Raw genomic sequence first — 15,140 nt, forward strand, 5'->3', positions numbered from 1 at the left:
CTTTTTTTGTTTGACCTGCTTTACGGACATGCTTCGTTTGTGGGTCAAACTTGAAAAGCTGTATTTTTTCACTTGCCTTTTATTCTGAAAGCATCTATAGTAAACCTCAAAGATTTGTTTCGAGGGGGAACTAGGTATGCAATCAGTCACTAACTCGCAAATAGCTCAAAATCGGTTATACAATTCAGGTCTATTACAAAATAAATTTTCTAGCGCACCGGATGCTTCTCGTGCGTTATTTGGCATTCAATCACAGTATCAACAGTTTGGTGAAATCAGTTTGTTTAACCGGGTGCCTGATCTCACAAAAGAAAAACTTCAACATGATTATGATCAAAAAGATTTAATTAAAATATGGGGTCAAAGGATGACTGTGCATATGTATACGCCTTCTGACTGGTTTTTTGTGCATGATGTTTATTCGGATAAGAATAATTGGTTAAAAAAGCACGCTGACTCTCTAGGGCATGATTTAGACTTACTGCTGGAGGATATGGAGCAACTTCTTTTAAGCGAAGAGAAAATACCGAAAGAAGCATTTGCTGAATTATTAGGACAGCACGCTAAAGAACTTATGCTATGGGGTGGTGTTTTTATTCAAGGATCGCTTGATGGCACGCTCTTTTGTGTACCGGAATCACCTAAAACAAGATTTTATAGCCATAGAAATTGGATTAGTGCAGAAAAACAAACTAATTGGCTAGAAACTGGTCGTAATGAAGGTGGACTTGAGGTAATGATTGACCGTTACTTTAGCGCGTACGGTCCAGCTACAATTCGGGATTTCAAACATTGGACAGGCCTGCGGAAGTTTGAATTCCAACAAACGCTTGAGGCGGCTCTTGAAAATTATTTTAGTTACATAGGTGAGGATGGTCAGGTTTACTATAGCAAAACAGAAATTCAAACTGACTTAGAACAACAACGGCCGCTTTTACTAGGAAAATTCGATCCACTTTTTGTTAGCTACGGGAAAAAAGACTGGTTAGCTGATGCAACTGAAACAAGTTTGATTTGGCGTCCGGCTGGGCAGATTGAGGCTGTTCTAATTGTAAATGGCTTATTTTACGGAACTTGGAGATATAAGATAACAGGAGATAACGTAACGTTCACCTTCTTTCTTACTAAAAAAATGACGAAGAAAAACCAAAAATTTGTTGAAACGGAAGCGAGAAAATTAGCGAAATTTCTTCATAAAAAATACCAAGGAAGTTTTTTTGAACAAATTTAAAAGAAGCCCGTTCGTAAAAGTTATCGCGAACGGGCTTCTTTTTATAGGAAAGGCATCTCTGGGAAGCTACTTAATGGAAGCTTGATACTTGTTGTGACGTTTGCTTTATTCAGCCTGCAAACTTCAAAATCAGCTTGTAAAGATAATAAAAATATTGCATCTTCTAGTGTTATTTTATCTGATTCCATTAGTACGTTTAACATGTTTTGTAATGCTTTTTTTGTTGCCTTTTCGGTAGTAAGTTCAGAGCCGAGGCAGATTAGGTTGTTTTTATGAATAATAATCGGTGTTGGGGCTGTTTTGTTTTTGAGTAATTGTAGCCGTAATGTTACTTCTGCAGGGACTTCCGCGCTGGTTGATGTTGTTTTTCCGAAACCTGTAGTTGCTCTTATATCAGCTACATGGAGCATTGCCCCGAATTTTTCTACTGGTAAAAATATTGTAGCGCCTTCTGTTATATCGGGAGAGTCAAGTGTCCCGCCGTGTTTAGTAGGGATATGAAATGGTTTTGTTTGATGAATGGATTCGGTTTTTAATAGACCAATTGTTTTTTGTAATTGTACGTGGATTTCATCAGAATAAATAATCTTATTCTGTTTGATTTTATAGCGGCGGATACAATTATTTGGTAGTAAATCATCTGTTACACCGATAGTAGGTCCGTTTAATAAAACGACATCTTTACTTGTGAGGGCGATTTTTTCAATGGTTACTGCGAGTAAGTCCCCTGGGCGCGCTTCTTCAATACAAATTGGGCCTGTGGTGGGCGAAAACTGCTTCCAATCTATTTCCCCGTAGTGAAGCTGTTCTTTGTTGATTTGGCCATTGAAGTGATCTTTTATTTTTATTGTCACAACGGAGCCATCTTTGACTGTAAGCACAGGTTTTGCTGATTCATCCATCTTATGAATCGAACGTTCTGAAGTTACAAAGTTTTTCATCTCATCCCTTCTCTCTATTCTGTTAGTGTTGACGGGTGAATTATAGCAAAACGAGAAGATGTAAGTAAATGGATATTCTGTGAACAAATTAATCAAAATGTGCTATAAATATCTAATTTATTCCATTTTTTCAATAGTGACATCGGGAAGCGTTTGGATAAAGTGAAATAGTTCATATTCGTCGTTCTTATTCTTGGTTTTTACAACGATATTAACCCGGATAAATAGACTTTTTCCGACCAATTCTTTTTCACTAGAGTACGAAATTATTTGTTGTTTATTTTGCTGGATTTTGTCAGTGATTTTTACTAAGTTTTCTTGTTTATCAGTGGAATAAATAAGTGAAGTTGTATGGAGCGAAACGGATTTAAAGACGATACTGAGAAATTCTAAACCAATTAGTGTGAGTAATGTCGCGGCAATTCCAACCCAATACATACCAGCACCAACAGCGAGACCAATCCCTGCTGTGGCCCAAAGACCTGCAGCTGTCGTTAATCCACGAACAAATTTCTTTTGAATAATAATCGTACCAGCGCCAATAAAGCCAATACCACTTACCACTTGGGCAGCGACACGACTAGGGTCAAATGATACAGTTTGCATAGTGGCGATTTCGGAAAAACCGTACTGAGAAACAATCATAATTAAAGCACTACCAAGGGAAACGAGAAAATGTGTCCGGAAACCGGCTTCTTTTGCCCGAATTTCTCGGTCAAGTCCAATAACTGCTCCAAGGAGACCAGCAACAACAAGGCGTAAAATAAAATCTGCTAACATAGCTATCACATCCTTAACGTTAATATATTCCCGTTAGCTAAAAAGCAAAACAATCAAAAAGGAAATTTTGCGCCAGATGGATGTTTATACTATAATAAACAATGAATGGTCAAAAAGTGAGGTGTTAAGCGTGGCAGAAAGTTTTGTGAGATTAGAGCACGTTTTTTATAAATATGAGGATACGGAAAAATATGCAGTCAAAGATGTATCAATTTCTGCTCAAAAAGGGGAATGGGTCGCGCTAGTTGGTCATAATGGTTCAGGTAAATCCACTATTGCGAAATTACTAAACGGCTTACTTTTTCCGGAAGATGGCTTAATTAAAATCGGACACTTTGTTTTGTCTGAAAAAAATATATGGGAAATTAGACGACAAGTGGGAATGGTTTTTCAAAATCCAGATAACCAATTTGTCGGTGCAACTGTACAGGATGATGTTGCGTTTGGGCTAGAGAATCACGGAGTCCCACATGATACGATGGTGGAGCGAGTGGAATCGGCGCTTAATGAGGTTGGTATGCAAAGCTACGCGCTACATGAACCCGCTAGACTTTCTGGTGGTCAAAAGCAACGTGTCGCTATTGCGGGTGTTTTAGCGCTTCAACCAGATGTGATTATTTTGGACGAAGCAACTTCCATGCTTGATCCAAGAGGGCGCGCCGAAGTAATGGAGACTATTCGGATTATGCGCGAACAAGAGGATATTACCGTTATTTCTATTACGCATGATTTGGATGAAGTGCTTTTTGCGGACCGGGTCATTGTTATGAATAATGGAGAAATACACAGTGAAGGCACGCCAAAAGAAATTTTCGAGCAAGCAGATGCAATGCGAGCAATTGGCTTAGGCGTTCCATTTATTATTGAATTACAAGAAAAATTAGTTGCAGGTGGCTTTGAAACAGGGAGTACCGTGCTATCGGAAGGAGCATTACTAGATCAATTATGGAAATTAAACTCGAACAACTAGGTTATTGTTATCAAAAAAATAGCCCTTTTGAAAAGAGAGCATTGCTTGATGTAAATGTTTCCTTTGATTCTGGTAGCTATTCTGCAATTATTGGTCATACTGGCTCTGGGAAATCAACATTGCTACAACATCTTAACGCGCTTTTGATGCCGACTGAAGGTAAAATCACGGTTGGCGATAGAGAAATTGTCGCGGGAGTTAAACAAAAGAAACTACGTGATTTACGCAAAAAGGTTGGGATTGTTTTCCAATTCCCGGAAGCGCAACTTTTTGAAGAAACAGTCGAGAAGGATATTTGCTTTGGTCCAATGAATTTTGGCGTTTCTGAGGAAGATGCGAAACTTCGGGCTAAAAAAGTAATTTATGAAGTAGGGCTGACAGAAGAAATTTTATCTCGTTCGCCGTTTGAACTTTCTGGTGGACAAATGCGCCGGGTAGCAATTGCTGGAGTTTTAGCGATGGATCCAGAAGTACTTGTGTTAGATGAGCCAACTGCAGGACTAGACCCTCATGGCCGCGAAGAAATTATGGAGATGTTCTATAACCTTCATAAAGAAAAAGGACTAACGACAGTCCTTGTCACACATAGTATGGAAGATGCTGCACGTTACGCTGAAAAGATTGTTTTAATGAAAGCTGGAACGGTTCTGAAAATTGGATCGCCGCGGGAAATTTTTGCGAAGCCAGATGAACTTGTGGATCTTGGCTTATCTGTTCCGGATGTGGTGAGATTCCAAGGGCTTTTTGAGCGCAAGTTTAATGTTAAATTAACAAAAACTTGTTTAACAATTGCTGAATTAACAGCTGAAATGGCGCCTTACTTAGCGAAGGGCGGGGCTTAATTATGATGGATAAAATGATTCTCGGGCGTTATATCCCGGGAAACTCTTGGTTACATCGAATTGACCCACGTGCGAAAATCACTGCTGTTATGGCGTTTATCGCGATTGTCTTTTTAGCGAACAATTGGCTGACTTATGCGCTTATGTTCGCGTATGTTTTGTATTTAGTCCTAACCTCGAAAGTGCCATTTTTATTTTTTATTAAAGGGTTACAACCGATTTTTTGGCTTATTTTAATTACTTTATTGCTGCAAGTCTTTTTTACAAAAGGCGGGACAGTTTTAGTTGATTTAGGACTTTTACAAATAACAACCCTCGGACTAGCGAACGGGGCGATGATGTTTTGCCGTTTTGTTCTCATTATATTTATGACGACGCTACTAACATTAACAACAAGCCCGATTGAACTGACAGATGGTCTTGAGAAAATTTTGGCGCCGTTTCGATTGGTACATTTACCAGTGCATGAACTGGCTTTAATGCTTAGTATTTCCTTACGATTTATTCCAACATTGATGGATGAAACGGAGAAAATTTTGAAAGCGCAAAAAGCTCGTGGCGTTGAATTTACGAGTGGAAAATGGAGTGACCGAATCAAGGCGATTATTCCGCTGCTCGTGCCGCTTTTTATTAGTGCGTTTAAGCGAGCAGAGGACTTAGCGATTGCGATGGAAGCTCGTGGTTATCGTGGTGGTAAGGGTAGGACGAGATTTCGTTTGTTACACTGGCGATTCGCGGACACATTCTTGTTAATTTCTTTAGCAGTGTTAACTGGATTATTATTTTGGTTGCGGAGTTGAAATGGATGACACGATATAAAGCAATAATTTCTTATGATGGAAGTGGTTTTTTCGGATACCAAGTGCAGCCGAATACGCGGACGGTCCAAGCGGAAATTGAAAAAGCATTAAAAAAAATGCATAAAGGTAAGAGCGTTCGGATTACAGCTTCAGGAAGAACAGATACCGGCGTTCATGCGAAAGGACAGGTAATCCATTTTGATTCGGAACTAGATATTACAGCAGAAAAATTCCAAAAGGCTTTGCAAGTGATGACGCCGTTTGATATTAGTTTTTTGTCGGTTGAGGAAGCACCAGCCGATTTTCACGCAAGGTTTGGCACAGTCGGAAAAGAATATCGTTATGTTATAAAACGGACGAAAATTTTTGATCCTTTTAGTCGAAACTTTGCGTTACATTATCCATATGAATTAGATATTGCAAAAATGAAGCAAGCAAGCGAACGCCTAATTGGGGAGCATGACTTTACTAGTTTTTGTTCGGCTAGAACGGAGCGGGATTCTAAAGTGCGGACGCTTTATAGTATCGACTTTTATGAAGAGGATGCCGAGACGTTAGTGATTGCGTTTCAAGGGAATGGCTTTTTGTATAATATGGTGCGGATTTTGACAGGGACATTGCTTGATGCAGGTCAAGGTCGGATTTCTCCAGATGATATTACGAAAGCCTTATTAGCGCATGATCGTCAAAAATTAATTAGTAAAACTGCGCCGCCACAAGGGTTGTATTTATGGCGAGTTGATTATGAATAAAAATTGGATGTTTTTTTACAGAACGCATTGACTTTTTACTCTAAAAACTGTATTATGGACTATGGTATTGTTTGCCCCACAATAAGCCCCGGAAGGTTGTTGTGTTTAAACAATAAAAATATAGAATAGCATTTCGGGAATTAGGAACAGTTTTCGGGAGCTAATTTGTTTCAATTTATTTAGGAGGGTAATTCATGCGTACAACTTATATGGCGAAACCCGGCGAAGTAGAACGTAAATGGTACGTTATCGACGCTACTGGTGTTTCTTTAGGACGTTTATCCAGTGAAGTTGCTTCAATTCTTCGCGGAAAAAACAAACCACAATTTACTCCACATATCGACACTGGAGACTTTGTAATCATCATCAACGCTGGTAAGATTGGTCTTACTGGTAAAAAAGCTACTGACAAAATTTACTACCGTCACTCTCAATATCCAGGCGGTTTGAAATCTCGTACTGCAGGTGAAATGCGTACAAACAATCCTGAGAAATTATTAGAACTATCTATCAAAGGTATGCTTCCAAAAAATTCTCTTGGACGTCAATTATTCAAAAAATTACACGTATATGGTGGATCTGAGCACGAACATGCAGCTCAAAAACCAGAAGTATACGAATTACGCGGTTAATTAATAAAGGAGGAATACTAAGTGGCTCAAGTACAATATTACGGAACTGGTCGTCGTAAAAGCTCTGTAGCTCGCGTACGTTTAGTACCAGGCGACGGCAAAATCGTTATTAACAATAGAGACTGGGAAGATTACATCCCATTTGCAGCTCTTCGTGAAGTTATCAAACAACCTTTAGTAGCTACAGAAACTTTAGGTAACTATGATGTACTAGTAAACGTTCACGGTGGTGGTTACACTGGTCAAGCCGGTGCTATCCGTCATGGTGTAGCTCGTGCACTATTACAAGTGGCTCCTGAGTACCGCCCAGCACTTAAATCTGCTGGCCTACTTACTCGTGACCCACGTATGAAAGAACGTAAAAAATACGGACTTAAAGGCGCGCGTCGTGCACCTCAGTTCTCAAAACGTTAATATACCTGCTATATATCAGCGTTTTCAAGTTATTTTTGATGGGAATTTTACAACAATTCCCATCAAAAAATATCGTGAAAAGAAAAAGTATCTAATTTGTTTAGATGCTTTTTTAGTATGTATTTAAAAAGGAGAGCATATGCAACCATATAGCGACATAATTATTTCAACTATCACTAAGTACCTTCCTAAACGTGAAGCGGAGTGGGAATTAGTAGGTTTTATTAATAAGAAAAAGGAAATATATACATTTGGAAGTGATTCTAAAATCATTGGAAGACTTTTTGAAGTTATTGCTTTTGATGCTTTGGAAAAATCTGCAAAAGAATTAGGATTTATACTTTATGAGTCTAATCAACAAACTGTTTATCCGGATTTTTATTTTGAAAAACCTGATGGTAAAAAAATTGCGATTGACATTAAAACAACATACCGTCGTAGTAAAACAGCAAAATATGGTTTTACGGGTGGTAGCTTTACTAGTTTTATGAGAAATGGGACAAAAAATATTGTAGGGAAATATTCAGACTATGATGGCCATTATATATTAGGCGTTGTCTACACTCGAGAAAATGAAATGTCAAAGGGGAAAATTTCGGTAAAAGATGTTGAAACTATTATTCCGGCATATAAAAATATTGAGGTGTTTGTTCAGGAGAAATTTAGAATTTGTGGAGATAAAAAAGGAAGTGGAAATACAGATAATATTGGTACAATAAAAGCTAACAGTATTGAACCATTTGTTTTTGGAGCGGGCCCTTTTTCTTTTTTAGGTGCAGATATATTTCATGATTATTGGATTAATCATCCGAGATATACAGATAGTATTACTACTAAAACATCACTATATAATGATATTCCTAGTTACATAAGATGGATTCAGGTGAAAGATAGTATAAAAGCATCTGAACTTCAAGTCCAGTATGATAAATACCTGGAATTTTACAATAACCGGATTCAAAATGAATGGACAGAATGAAAAAGAGCTTAAAAAAGCTCTTTTTATTTATCGTATAATGGGTTAATATTCCCTTTGCTTACTATTAAAGCTTCAATCATTTTATTTCTATTAGAACTTTTGCCACCTAAATGGTAAAAATGTTCAGTAGTCAATAATTTTCCTTTTGTCCAACTATCCAAATGATGATTTTTTCTATATTCATTTTGACACCACATACTAAAAGCATACCCGGCATCTCCGTTTTCAGTTAGAGCAACTAGTAAGTCAGCTAATTCTTGACTCCAAGAGTCGTAATATCCATCATAGCGATTGATATAGGGAGGGTCCAAGTAAACAAAATCACCTTTTTTCATCATTTTAAAAGCTTCTGGGAAAGACATACAAATAAACTGCCAATCTTTACCTTGCATAATTGAACTAATCCAAGCAGCTTGATTAACAATTTTAGTTATCAATGCTTTTTGGAAGCGTTCAGGTTTTCGTCCAAAAGGAACGTTATAATACCCCTTGTTATTGAACCTAATCATTCCATTAAAGTTAGACCGTTGTAAGAATAAAAAGTCTAAAGAAGAATGATAAAGGTTGAATCTTTCTCTTACTTCATAGTAATAGGAAGTTTTATCTTCAGGGGTTTGAGATAATTTTATGGCTTCTTTTTCAAGATACTCTCTAATTATCAAGGGAGTAATTTTTCCAGACTGAATATCTTTATAAAATTGTATCAAATAAGGATTTGTGTCACTAAAAATAGCTTTTTGAGGTTCCAAATTAAACCCTACCACTCCAGACCCCATAAAAGGTTCAAAATAGGTTCCTTTCCCATTCCACATTATAGATTGTGCAATAAATGGAACTAATTTAGTTTTAATTCCTTGGATTTTTATAGGGGGAACTTTTGGAAGTTTGATTGTTTTAGGTAATAACATTTTTAACTCCTCCGATTGCAAGCGTTTAGAAACCATTATATCATATATGATACTGTTCTGTATGACTATTTCATTATAATTAAGGATAAGTTGTTGAGTAATTTTAGGGTATTAGCTTCTTGTAAATTCTCATTTGAGGTATTACTTCAAAATAATAGTTCATAGTTACTTAGGAATTTGAATTATCTACTCGTTGTGAATTATAATCTATTCTGAAATTATCATTGGGGTTTGGAAACAGAAGGGAAGCATGAATATCTAGTAATCAATGGAAGGTAGTCTTTGGAATATCCAGTTTTTTTTTCAAAAGCTTTATAACTTTAGTTGATTGATGAAACCTACTTGTCTCAAATAAATGCCCAGTAGCTTTAAGTATGATAAATTGAATAATAACGTAAAAATCATTCCTAATGCTAATATTGCTTTTTAACATTTCATTTTAATGTTTGTATCTGAATTAGTAGGACATAAAGAACGTTCTAAAAATCAATCCTAGAAACTCTTTATGTCTTATCCCTGTTTTTAGTTCTAAAAGTACCATTATATAAAGAATGTTTTTTGATTTTCTTAGAAGATTAAGAATCTAACTTTTGAATTCAGTAATAAAAAGAGCTTTATTTCTTTCATAAACATAGCGGAGACAAAATTTTAACTTTAGTAGATGAGTGCGTAAAACCTACTCCAAACATTTTAACCCAACCTGCAATTTCCAAGTCGCTATAAGTGAAGGGATATTACCGTTAAAAGGCGAAGAGCAAAATAATGATTATGAATCTAAAAGTTTAAAAATACTACACGATTATATTATAAAAGCTAGTAAAGAAAGTGATACCCTTGAACTATACACTTCATGGAACGGCGAAGAAAATTTCCCTCTGACGAATAAAACAGAATTAACCATAGAAAATTTAACCCCAGAAAATTTGATTTTAAGAGACAGAGAACTATTAATAATTAAAAATAAGACATTTACATACACCACTTAAAATAAAAAGGAGAAACCTCATGAAAAAAAACTCAATCATTTTTATTTTATGTATAACCGTACTACTGACAGCATGCTCCACCACTGAAAAGCAAACAAAAATAGAATATACAGAAGCAACAGGTACAATAGAGCAAGTAGAAACAAATGCAATTTTAATTAACAATTTCAAAGAGAAAAATGATAAGGATAATCCGGAATCCGCCATACGTTTTGGCATCGGGGACAAATATTACGACAAAAACGGAAACAAAATAAAACTAACCGAACTAAACAAAAACGACAATGTCAAAATCATTTTAACCAAAAATTACCCAATCCAAGAAACCTCGCCGGGACAAATAGACCCCAAATACATTCAAAAAATCATCTTGCTAAACAAATAAAACTCTCTCACCCGCAGAGAGTTTTTTCTTTCCTTAAAAAAATAAACCTAAAACCCTTGCCTTGGTGTGAACTCCAGGGTTTATAATTCAATATGTAAAGACGAAGTGAGGTGATCGATGATGAATATCAAACAAGCGGCCGAGATGTTTGGGCTTACGGTCGATACATTGCGTTACTATGAGCGAGTTGGGGTTATTCCGCCTGTCCATCGTAATGAAAGTGGCTACCGGGACTATAAGACAAGCGACTTGAACTGGGTTTATCTTGTGAAGAGTTTGCGGAATGCGGGTTTGTCGGTGGAATCTTTAATTGAGTTTGCAACACTTGCCCAACTAAGAGAAACAGAGAATGTCGAAGCTGCTCAAAAACAAGTTTTAATTGACCAACTAAAAGAATTAGACGAAAAACTAGCTGAGATGAAACAAGTTAGAGATTTACTTGTATACAAAATCGATACGTACGATAGTCACATTGCCCAGTTTAAAACAGGGGAACTAACTGCAGATAATGTAGAAAAATTATGGGAACGGGACAAATTTTAAAGATAAGAGGAGGATTTTAAAATGAAAACAGTGAAATTAAATAATGGTGTAGAAGTACCTATCCTTGGTTTTGGAACGTACCAAATTACCGATGCCGGTGAAGCGGAACAAGCAGTAAAAGAGGCGATTGCTGCTGGGTATCGTCATATTGATACTGCGCAAAGTTATATGAATGAAGAAGCGGTAGGACGCGGGATAGCCGCATCTGGTGTGGATCGCCAAGAGTTATTTATCACAACAAAGATTTGGGTGGAAAATGTTAGTTATAAAGGAGTCATGAGTTCATTTGATCGCTCATTAAAACGTCTTGGGCTAGATTATATTGACTTATTACTAATTCACCAACCATATAATGATGTGTACGGCGCTTGGATGGCGATGGAAGAACTACAAGCTCAAGGTAAAATTAAAGCTATTGGTGTATCGAATTTTGGTGTAGATCGAGTAGTTGATTTAGCTGCCTTCAATGATATAACACCTCAAGTTAATCAAATCGAAATCAACCCTTTCCAACAACAATCAAAGAATATTGAAGCTTTACGAAAAGAAGGCGTGGCTGTTGAAGCATGGGCGCCGTTTGCGGAAGGGAAAAATGATATTTTCACCAATCCGATTTTGACCAAAATTGCTGAAAAATACGGGAAATCAGTAGCACAAGTGATTTTACGTTGGTTAATAGAACAGGATATTATTGTTTTAGCTAAGTCTGTAAAACCTGAACGAATGGCGCAAAATTTAGCTGTATTTGATTTTGAACTGTCCGAAGAAGATAAGAGTGCGATTGCGACCCTTAATCAAGGCGAAAGTCAATTTTTCTCTCATGCAGATCCAGAAATGGTTAAATGGATGGCGAGTCGCAAAATAAATATTTAATACAAGAAAAGAGACCCGAGCATTTATCTGGGTCTCTTTGTTATTAACTTTGAATATCTGTTGCTTTAATCCAACCGAGGGAGTTATTATTTTCTTTAATATGCACCCACTGTTCGTCTTGAATCGTCGCTTCTTTATCTACTGTTAGCAATTTACCATAATAGAAACCGACTGCTTTTGTTTCAGCGCTCGTTGCTTCGACTGGTTTGTTGTAAAGCATTGCTGCGGGATTTTTTAAATAGGAGACTTGAGTTATTGGTTTTTCAGCTTCGGGAGTATAAATGATATTTACATCTTTTTCACTAACCCAACCAACTACTTCGCCATCTATTTTAAATTCGTACCATAACGTGTTGCCGACTTTGGCGCGTGTAACTAATTCTAGTTTTTGAGTGTCATAGTCACTAAGCGGGGCAAGTTTCTCCGCATTTTTTGTATTAAAAGGGGCGCTCCAGACATTATCTGTTGCCGACTTACTTACAGTCGCGTAGCCATCAAAGCTACTTTGTTCCGTGATACGATCATATAAGCGGTCGTTCAATTTGTCTGAGCGAACCCAGCCGATTACTTTACTACTTTCGGAAAGACGGAACCATGCATAACCATCACGTGTTATTTTCTTATCAGCGTGAAGTGCTTTTCGGTCATATTTTGCAATTGTACCATTGTCAAACTGCTGTTCCGGACTAGGTAAGCGATAAATATGAGCATTTAAGTCATCTACATATTTTGTTGTATCAACATTTTCGTCGTTATTTTGATGATAACTCAAAGTAAGCGCCGAGTTATTTACCCAACCAATATCTTTATTGTTTTCACGTATAAAATACCACAAACCTTTTTCTGTTTTCGCTTCCCAAGAAATTTCTAAATTGCGATTTGTATAGTTCGCTAATGTTCCGACTTCCTCAGAATTAGTAGTATTAAATGGTGCAGACCAAATCGTTTCTTGTTCTTTATTTGCATTGACTGTACCTATAGCAGCGATTTTATTTTGGTATTCAATTTTATCATAAACAACATCGTATTGATCCAGATTATAACGTTCAATAATAGCGACTAATTTAGAAACATAATCGGGTGCGGTAGCGTAACCGCCATCTTTTATCGCTTGCAAGGCTTTACGATAATCAGTTTCACCTACAGCACCTTGATAGCGTGCATTTTGCGTAATTAAGTTTGTATGGTCTTCAATTGATTCTTTCCAGCTAGGATAAACGCGGAAATCAGCCGTAGTTGCCCCAGATGCTTCCATCGTCCCCATAGAAACAGATTTACCTTCATACTGACCTTTAATACCAAATAAGTTATTAGAATTCTTGCTTAAACCACTTTTACCCCAGTTAGATTCTAAAATAGCTTGGGCAAGTGTTACACTAGTCAACAGTTTGCCATCTCGGTAACCGTCTTCTGCAGCAGGTAAAATCTCATCGATAAATGCTTGTTGCGAAGAAGTTAATGAATTTTGAGCAACTCTTGAATTTCCCGTTTCTGCTCTAACATTTAAAGAAACTACTAAAAATGCCACAATGAGCAAGATAATCCCTGGTTTTATAAACTTTCTCTCCAAAATCGAACGCACTCCTTTTTACTATATCTGCGCTTATTTTAGCAATAAATAAAGAAATTGTTCTATTACAGTTCGATGACGAAACAAAGACAAAATGCTGAAGTGACTGGTATATATAGCTTTAACGTCAATTTCCAAAATGTGTAAAATTTGTGAAATTATTTATAGAGTGAAGCACATAAATATTGAATATGTGAAAAAAAGAAGGAGCCATGCTATAATATTCAGTATGTCAGCGCATTCATTTATGGAGGTTTGTAACTATGTTAAACGAACAACAAATTACTAGATTATTATACCGACTGCAAGATCCTGTTTTGGAAGCTAGTTTAGAAGAAACAGAAGGTATTTTAGAAGTGCAGGTCCTTGGAGAAAGCGCAAATATTAAAATTGCCTTAGCGGATCCAGCAATAGAAACAGATCATTTTGTTCATAATATAGAAGAACTTCTAACGCAATTCGGTGTAAATGAAATTAATATTGAACTTGAATACTTGCCGGCTGCAGTAATTGACCGCATTTTTCAAGCAAGAGATAACATCCTTTCAGAAACTAGCCAAACTAAATTTTTAGCAATAGCAAGTGGCAAGGGAGGCGTTGGGAAATCGACTGTCGCAGCAAACCTAGCGATAGCCTTAGCTCAACAGGGTAAAAAAGTAGGCTTACTTGATGCGGATATATATGGTTTCAGTATCCCAGTATTACTTGGAACAACAGAATCCCCACGTAAAGAAAATGGACAAATTATCCCTGTAGAAACAAACGGTATCCAAATGATCTCGATGGATTTCTTTGTAGAGTCTGGCGAACCAGTTATTTGGCGTGGTCCGATGCTAGGAAAAATGATAAAGATGTTTTTAGAAGAAGTGAGATGGGGAAAATTAGATTACTTGCTAATTGACTTGCCACCTGGAACTGGGGATGTCGCTCTAGATATTCACACCTTAATTCCAAAATGCAATGAAATTATCGTTACAACGCCACATTTCGCAGCGGCATCAGTTGCATCACGTGCGGGATATATGGCTTCGAAAAATAACCATAACATTATTGGCGTAATTGAAAATATGTCCTACCTAAAACTTGAAGATGGACAAACCTTAAAAATATTTGGACAAGGTGGCGGAGAAAAAGTTGCTGCTGACCTAGAAACACAACTTTTAATTCAATTGCCAATCGAACAACCAGATTTCAATGGAAATGGCTATACATCAGCTATCTATAGCGAGTCTAGTGAAGCGGGAAAAGCCTATAAAACTCTAGCAGAGAAAATAATTCCATATTTATTATAAAAACTTTGTAAAAAGTATTGACGAAAGGCAAAAATCTTGGTATATTTATAAACGTTGCTGATACGGACAAACGCTTTAGCAGCAAAAGAAACTGACCTTTGAAAACTGAACAAAAAAGAAGACGAAAAGCAATGAGACGTAAAGTCTCACTGGTAATCGCAGGGCAGAAAACAGAAAGCTGTTTTCAACAAAAACAAACTAGTAATTTAATTGCTAGCGAAGTCAATTTGACGCAAGGAATC

Annotated in this window: 17 protein-coding genes; 13 read left to right on the forward strand and 4 right to left on the reverse strand. The window is 36.8% G+C overall.

What is annotated here, in order from left to right; translation table 11 throughout:
- The first annotated feature begins 136 nt into the window (after positions 1 to 136).
- Positions 137 to 1,231 (forward strand): winged helix DNA-binding domain-containing protein, encoded by a 1,095-nt coding sequence (locus AC4PG8_RS12050; RefSeq protein ID WP_185539175.1) that lies wholly within the window; start codon positions 137 to 139, stop codon positions 1,229 to 1,231.
- A gap of 41 nt (positions 1,232 to 1,272) precedes the next feature.
- Here AC4PG8_RS12050 and AC4PG8_RS12055 read toward each other — a convergent pair whose 3' ends face one another.
- A complete protein-coding gene (locus tag AC4PG8_RS12055) occupies positions 1,273 to 2,172 on the reverse strand; it encodes an acetamidase/formamidase family protein (protein WP_492170400.1) in 900 nt (299 codons plus the stop codon).
- A 117-nt stretch (positions 2,173 to 2,289) separates the two neighbouring features.
- Positions 2,290 to 2,952: an MgtC/SapB family protein gene (locus AC4PG8_RS12060; protein ID WP_003772952.1), complete on the reverse strand. Its 663-nt coding sequence runs from the start codon at positions 2,950 to 2,952 to the stop codon at positions 2,290 to 2,292.
- A gap of 130 nt (positions 2,953 to 3,082) precedes the next feature.
- On the opposite strand from AC4PG8_RS12060, the gene AC4PG8_RS12065 reads away from it, so the two are divergent.
- The 7 genes from AC4PG8_RS12065 (at position 3,083) to AC4PG8_RS12095 (ending at position 8,341) form a co-directional block, all read left to right on the forward strand.
- Positions 3,083 to 3,922, forward strand: a complete 840-nt coding sequence (locus AC4PG8_RS12065) for an energy-coupling factor ABC transporter ATP-binding protein (RefSeq protein WP_010991371.1) — start codon at positions 3,083 to 3,085, stop codon at positions 3,920 to 3,922.
- Positions 3,898 to 4,764 carry an energy-coupling factor ABC transporter ATP-binding protein gene (locus tag AC4PG8_RS12070; protein ID WP_003764109.1) on the forward strand — a complete coding sequence of 289 codons (867 nt, stop codon included), beginning with the start codon at positions 3,898 to 3,900 and terminating at the stop codon, positions 4,762 to 4,764. Before AC4PG8_RS12065 ends, AC4PG8_RS12070 begins: the two co-directional genes overlap by 25 nt.
- Positions 4,765 to 4,766: 2 nt before the next feature.
- Positions 4,767 to 5,564, forward strand: coding sequence for an energy-coupling factor transporter transmembrane component T family protein (locus AC4PG8_RS12075; protein ID WP_185541272.1), 798 nt, complete (start codon positions 4,767 to 4,769; stop codon positions 5,562 to 5,564).
- A 5-nt stretch (positions 5,565 to 5,569) separates the two neighbouring features.
- Positions 5,570 to 6,316: a tRNA pseudouridine(38-40) synthase TruA gene (gene truA, locus AC4PG8_RS12080; RefSeq protein ID WP_185541274.1), complete on the forward strand. Its 747-nt coding sequence runs from the start codon at positions 5,570 to 5,572 to the stop codon at positions 6,314 to 6,316.
- 194 nt (positions 6,317 to 6,510) lie between these two features.
- Positions 6,511 to 6,948: a 50S ribosomal protein L13 gene (rplM, locus tag AC4PG8_RS12085; protein ID WP_003764106.1), complete on the forward strand. Its 438-nt coding sequence runs from the start codon at positions 6,511 to 6,513 to the stop codon at positions 6,946 to 6,948.
- A 21-nt stretch (positions 6,949 to 6,969) separates the two neighbouring features.
- Entirely contained in the window at positions 6,970 to 7,362 is a 393-nt protein-coding gene (gene rpsI, locus AC4PG8_RS12090; protein ID WP_003726075.1) for a 30S ribosomal protein S9, read from the forward strand.
- A 139-nt stretch (positions 7,363 to 7,501) separates the two neighbouring features.
- The gene (locus AC4PG8_RS12095; protein ID WP_160464575.1) at positions 7,502 to 8,341 is read left to right on the forward strand and encodes a type II restriction endonuclease; all 840 of its coding nucleotides are present in this window, start codon (positions 7,502 to 7,504) and stop codon (positions 8,339 to 8,341) included.
- Between the two features lie 23 nt (positions 8,342 to 8,364).
- Here the strand turns inward: AC4PG8_RS12095 and AC4PG8_RS12100 are convergent, their stop codons facing one another.
- On the reverse strand, positions 8,365 to 9,249 hold the full coding sequence (locus AC4PG8_RS12100) for a DNA adenine methylase (protein ID WP_160464574.1): 885 nt from the start codon (positions 9,247 to 9,249) through the stop codon (positions 8,365 to 8,367).
- Positions 9,250 to 9,914: 665 nt separating this feature from the next.
- On the opposite strand from AC4PG8_RS12100, the gene AC4PG8_RS12105 reads away from it, so the two are divergent.
- The 4 genes from AC4PG8_RS12105 to AC4PG8_RS12120 all read left to right on the forward strand — a co-directional run bounded on the left by AC4PG8_RS12105 (position 9,915) and on the right by AC4PG8_RS12120 (position 12,036).
- Positions 9,915 to 10,235: a hypothetical protein gene (locus tag AC4PG8_RS12105; protein ID WP_185541278.1), complete on the forward strand. Its 321-nt coding sequence runs from the start codon at positions 9,915 to 9,917 to the stop codon at positions 10,233 to 10,235.
- Positions 10,236 to 10,254: 19 nt separating this feature from the next.
- On the forward strand, positions 10,255 to 10,620 hold the full coding sequence (locus AC4PG8_RS12110; RefSeq protein WP_185541280.1) for an outer membrane protein assembly factor BamD: 366 nt from the start codon (positions 10,255 to 10,257) through the stop codon (positions 10,618 to 10,620).
- A gap of 120 nt (positions 10,621 to 10,740) precedes the next feature.
- Positions 10,741 to 11,163 carry a MerR family transcriptional regulator gene (locus tag AC4PG8_RS12115; protein WP_010991366.1) on the forward strand — a complete coding sequence of 141 codons (423 nt, stop codon included), beginning with the start codon at positions 10,741 to 10,743 and terminating at the stop codon, positions 11,161 to 11,163.
- Between the two features lie 21 nt (positions 11,164 to 11,184).
- Positions 11,185 to 12,036 (forward strand): aldo/keto reductase, encoded by an 852-nt coding sequence (locus AC4PG8_RS12120; RefSeq protein WP_185541282.1) that lies wholly within the window; start codon positions 11,185 to 11,187, stop codon positions 12,034 to 12,036.
- Between the two features lie 43 nt (positions 12,037 to 12,079).
- On the opposite strand, the gene AC4PG8_RS12125 is transcribed toward AC4PG8_RS12120, so the two are convergent.
- Entirely contained in the window at positions 12,080 to 13,606 is a 1,527-nt protein-coding gene (locus tag AC4PG8_RS12125; protein WP_492170401.1) for a GW domain-containing glycosaminoglycan-binding protein, read from the reverse strand.
- Between the two features lie 263 nt (positions 13,607 to 13,869).
- Between AC4PG8_RS12125 and AC4PG8_RS12130 the strand changes: the two genes are divergently transcribed.
- A complete protein-coding gene (locus tag AC4PG8_RS12130; RefSeq protein ID WP_010991363.1) occupies positions 13,870 to 14,898 on the forward strand; it encodes an Mrp/NBP35 family ATP-binding protein in 1,029 nt (342 codons plus the stop codon).
- The last annotated feature ends 242 nt before the right edge of the window (positions 14,899 to 15,140 follow it).

Source organism: Listeria sp. MAN/IMW/UF555 (assembly GCF_058684075.1).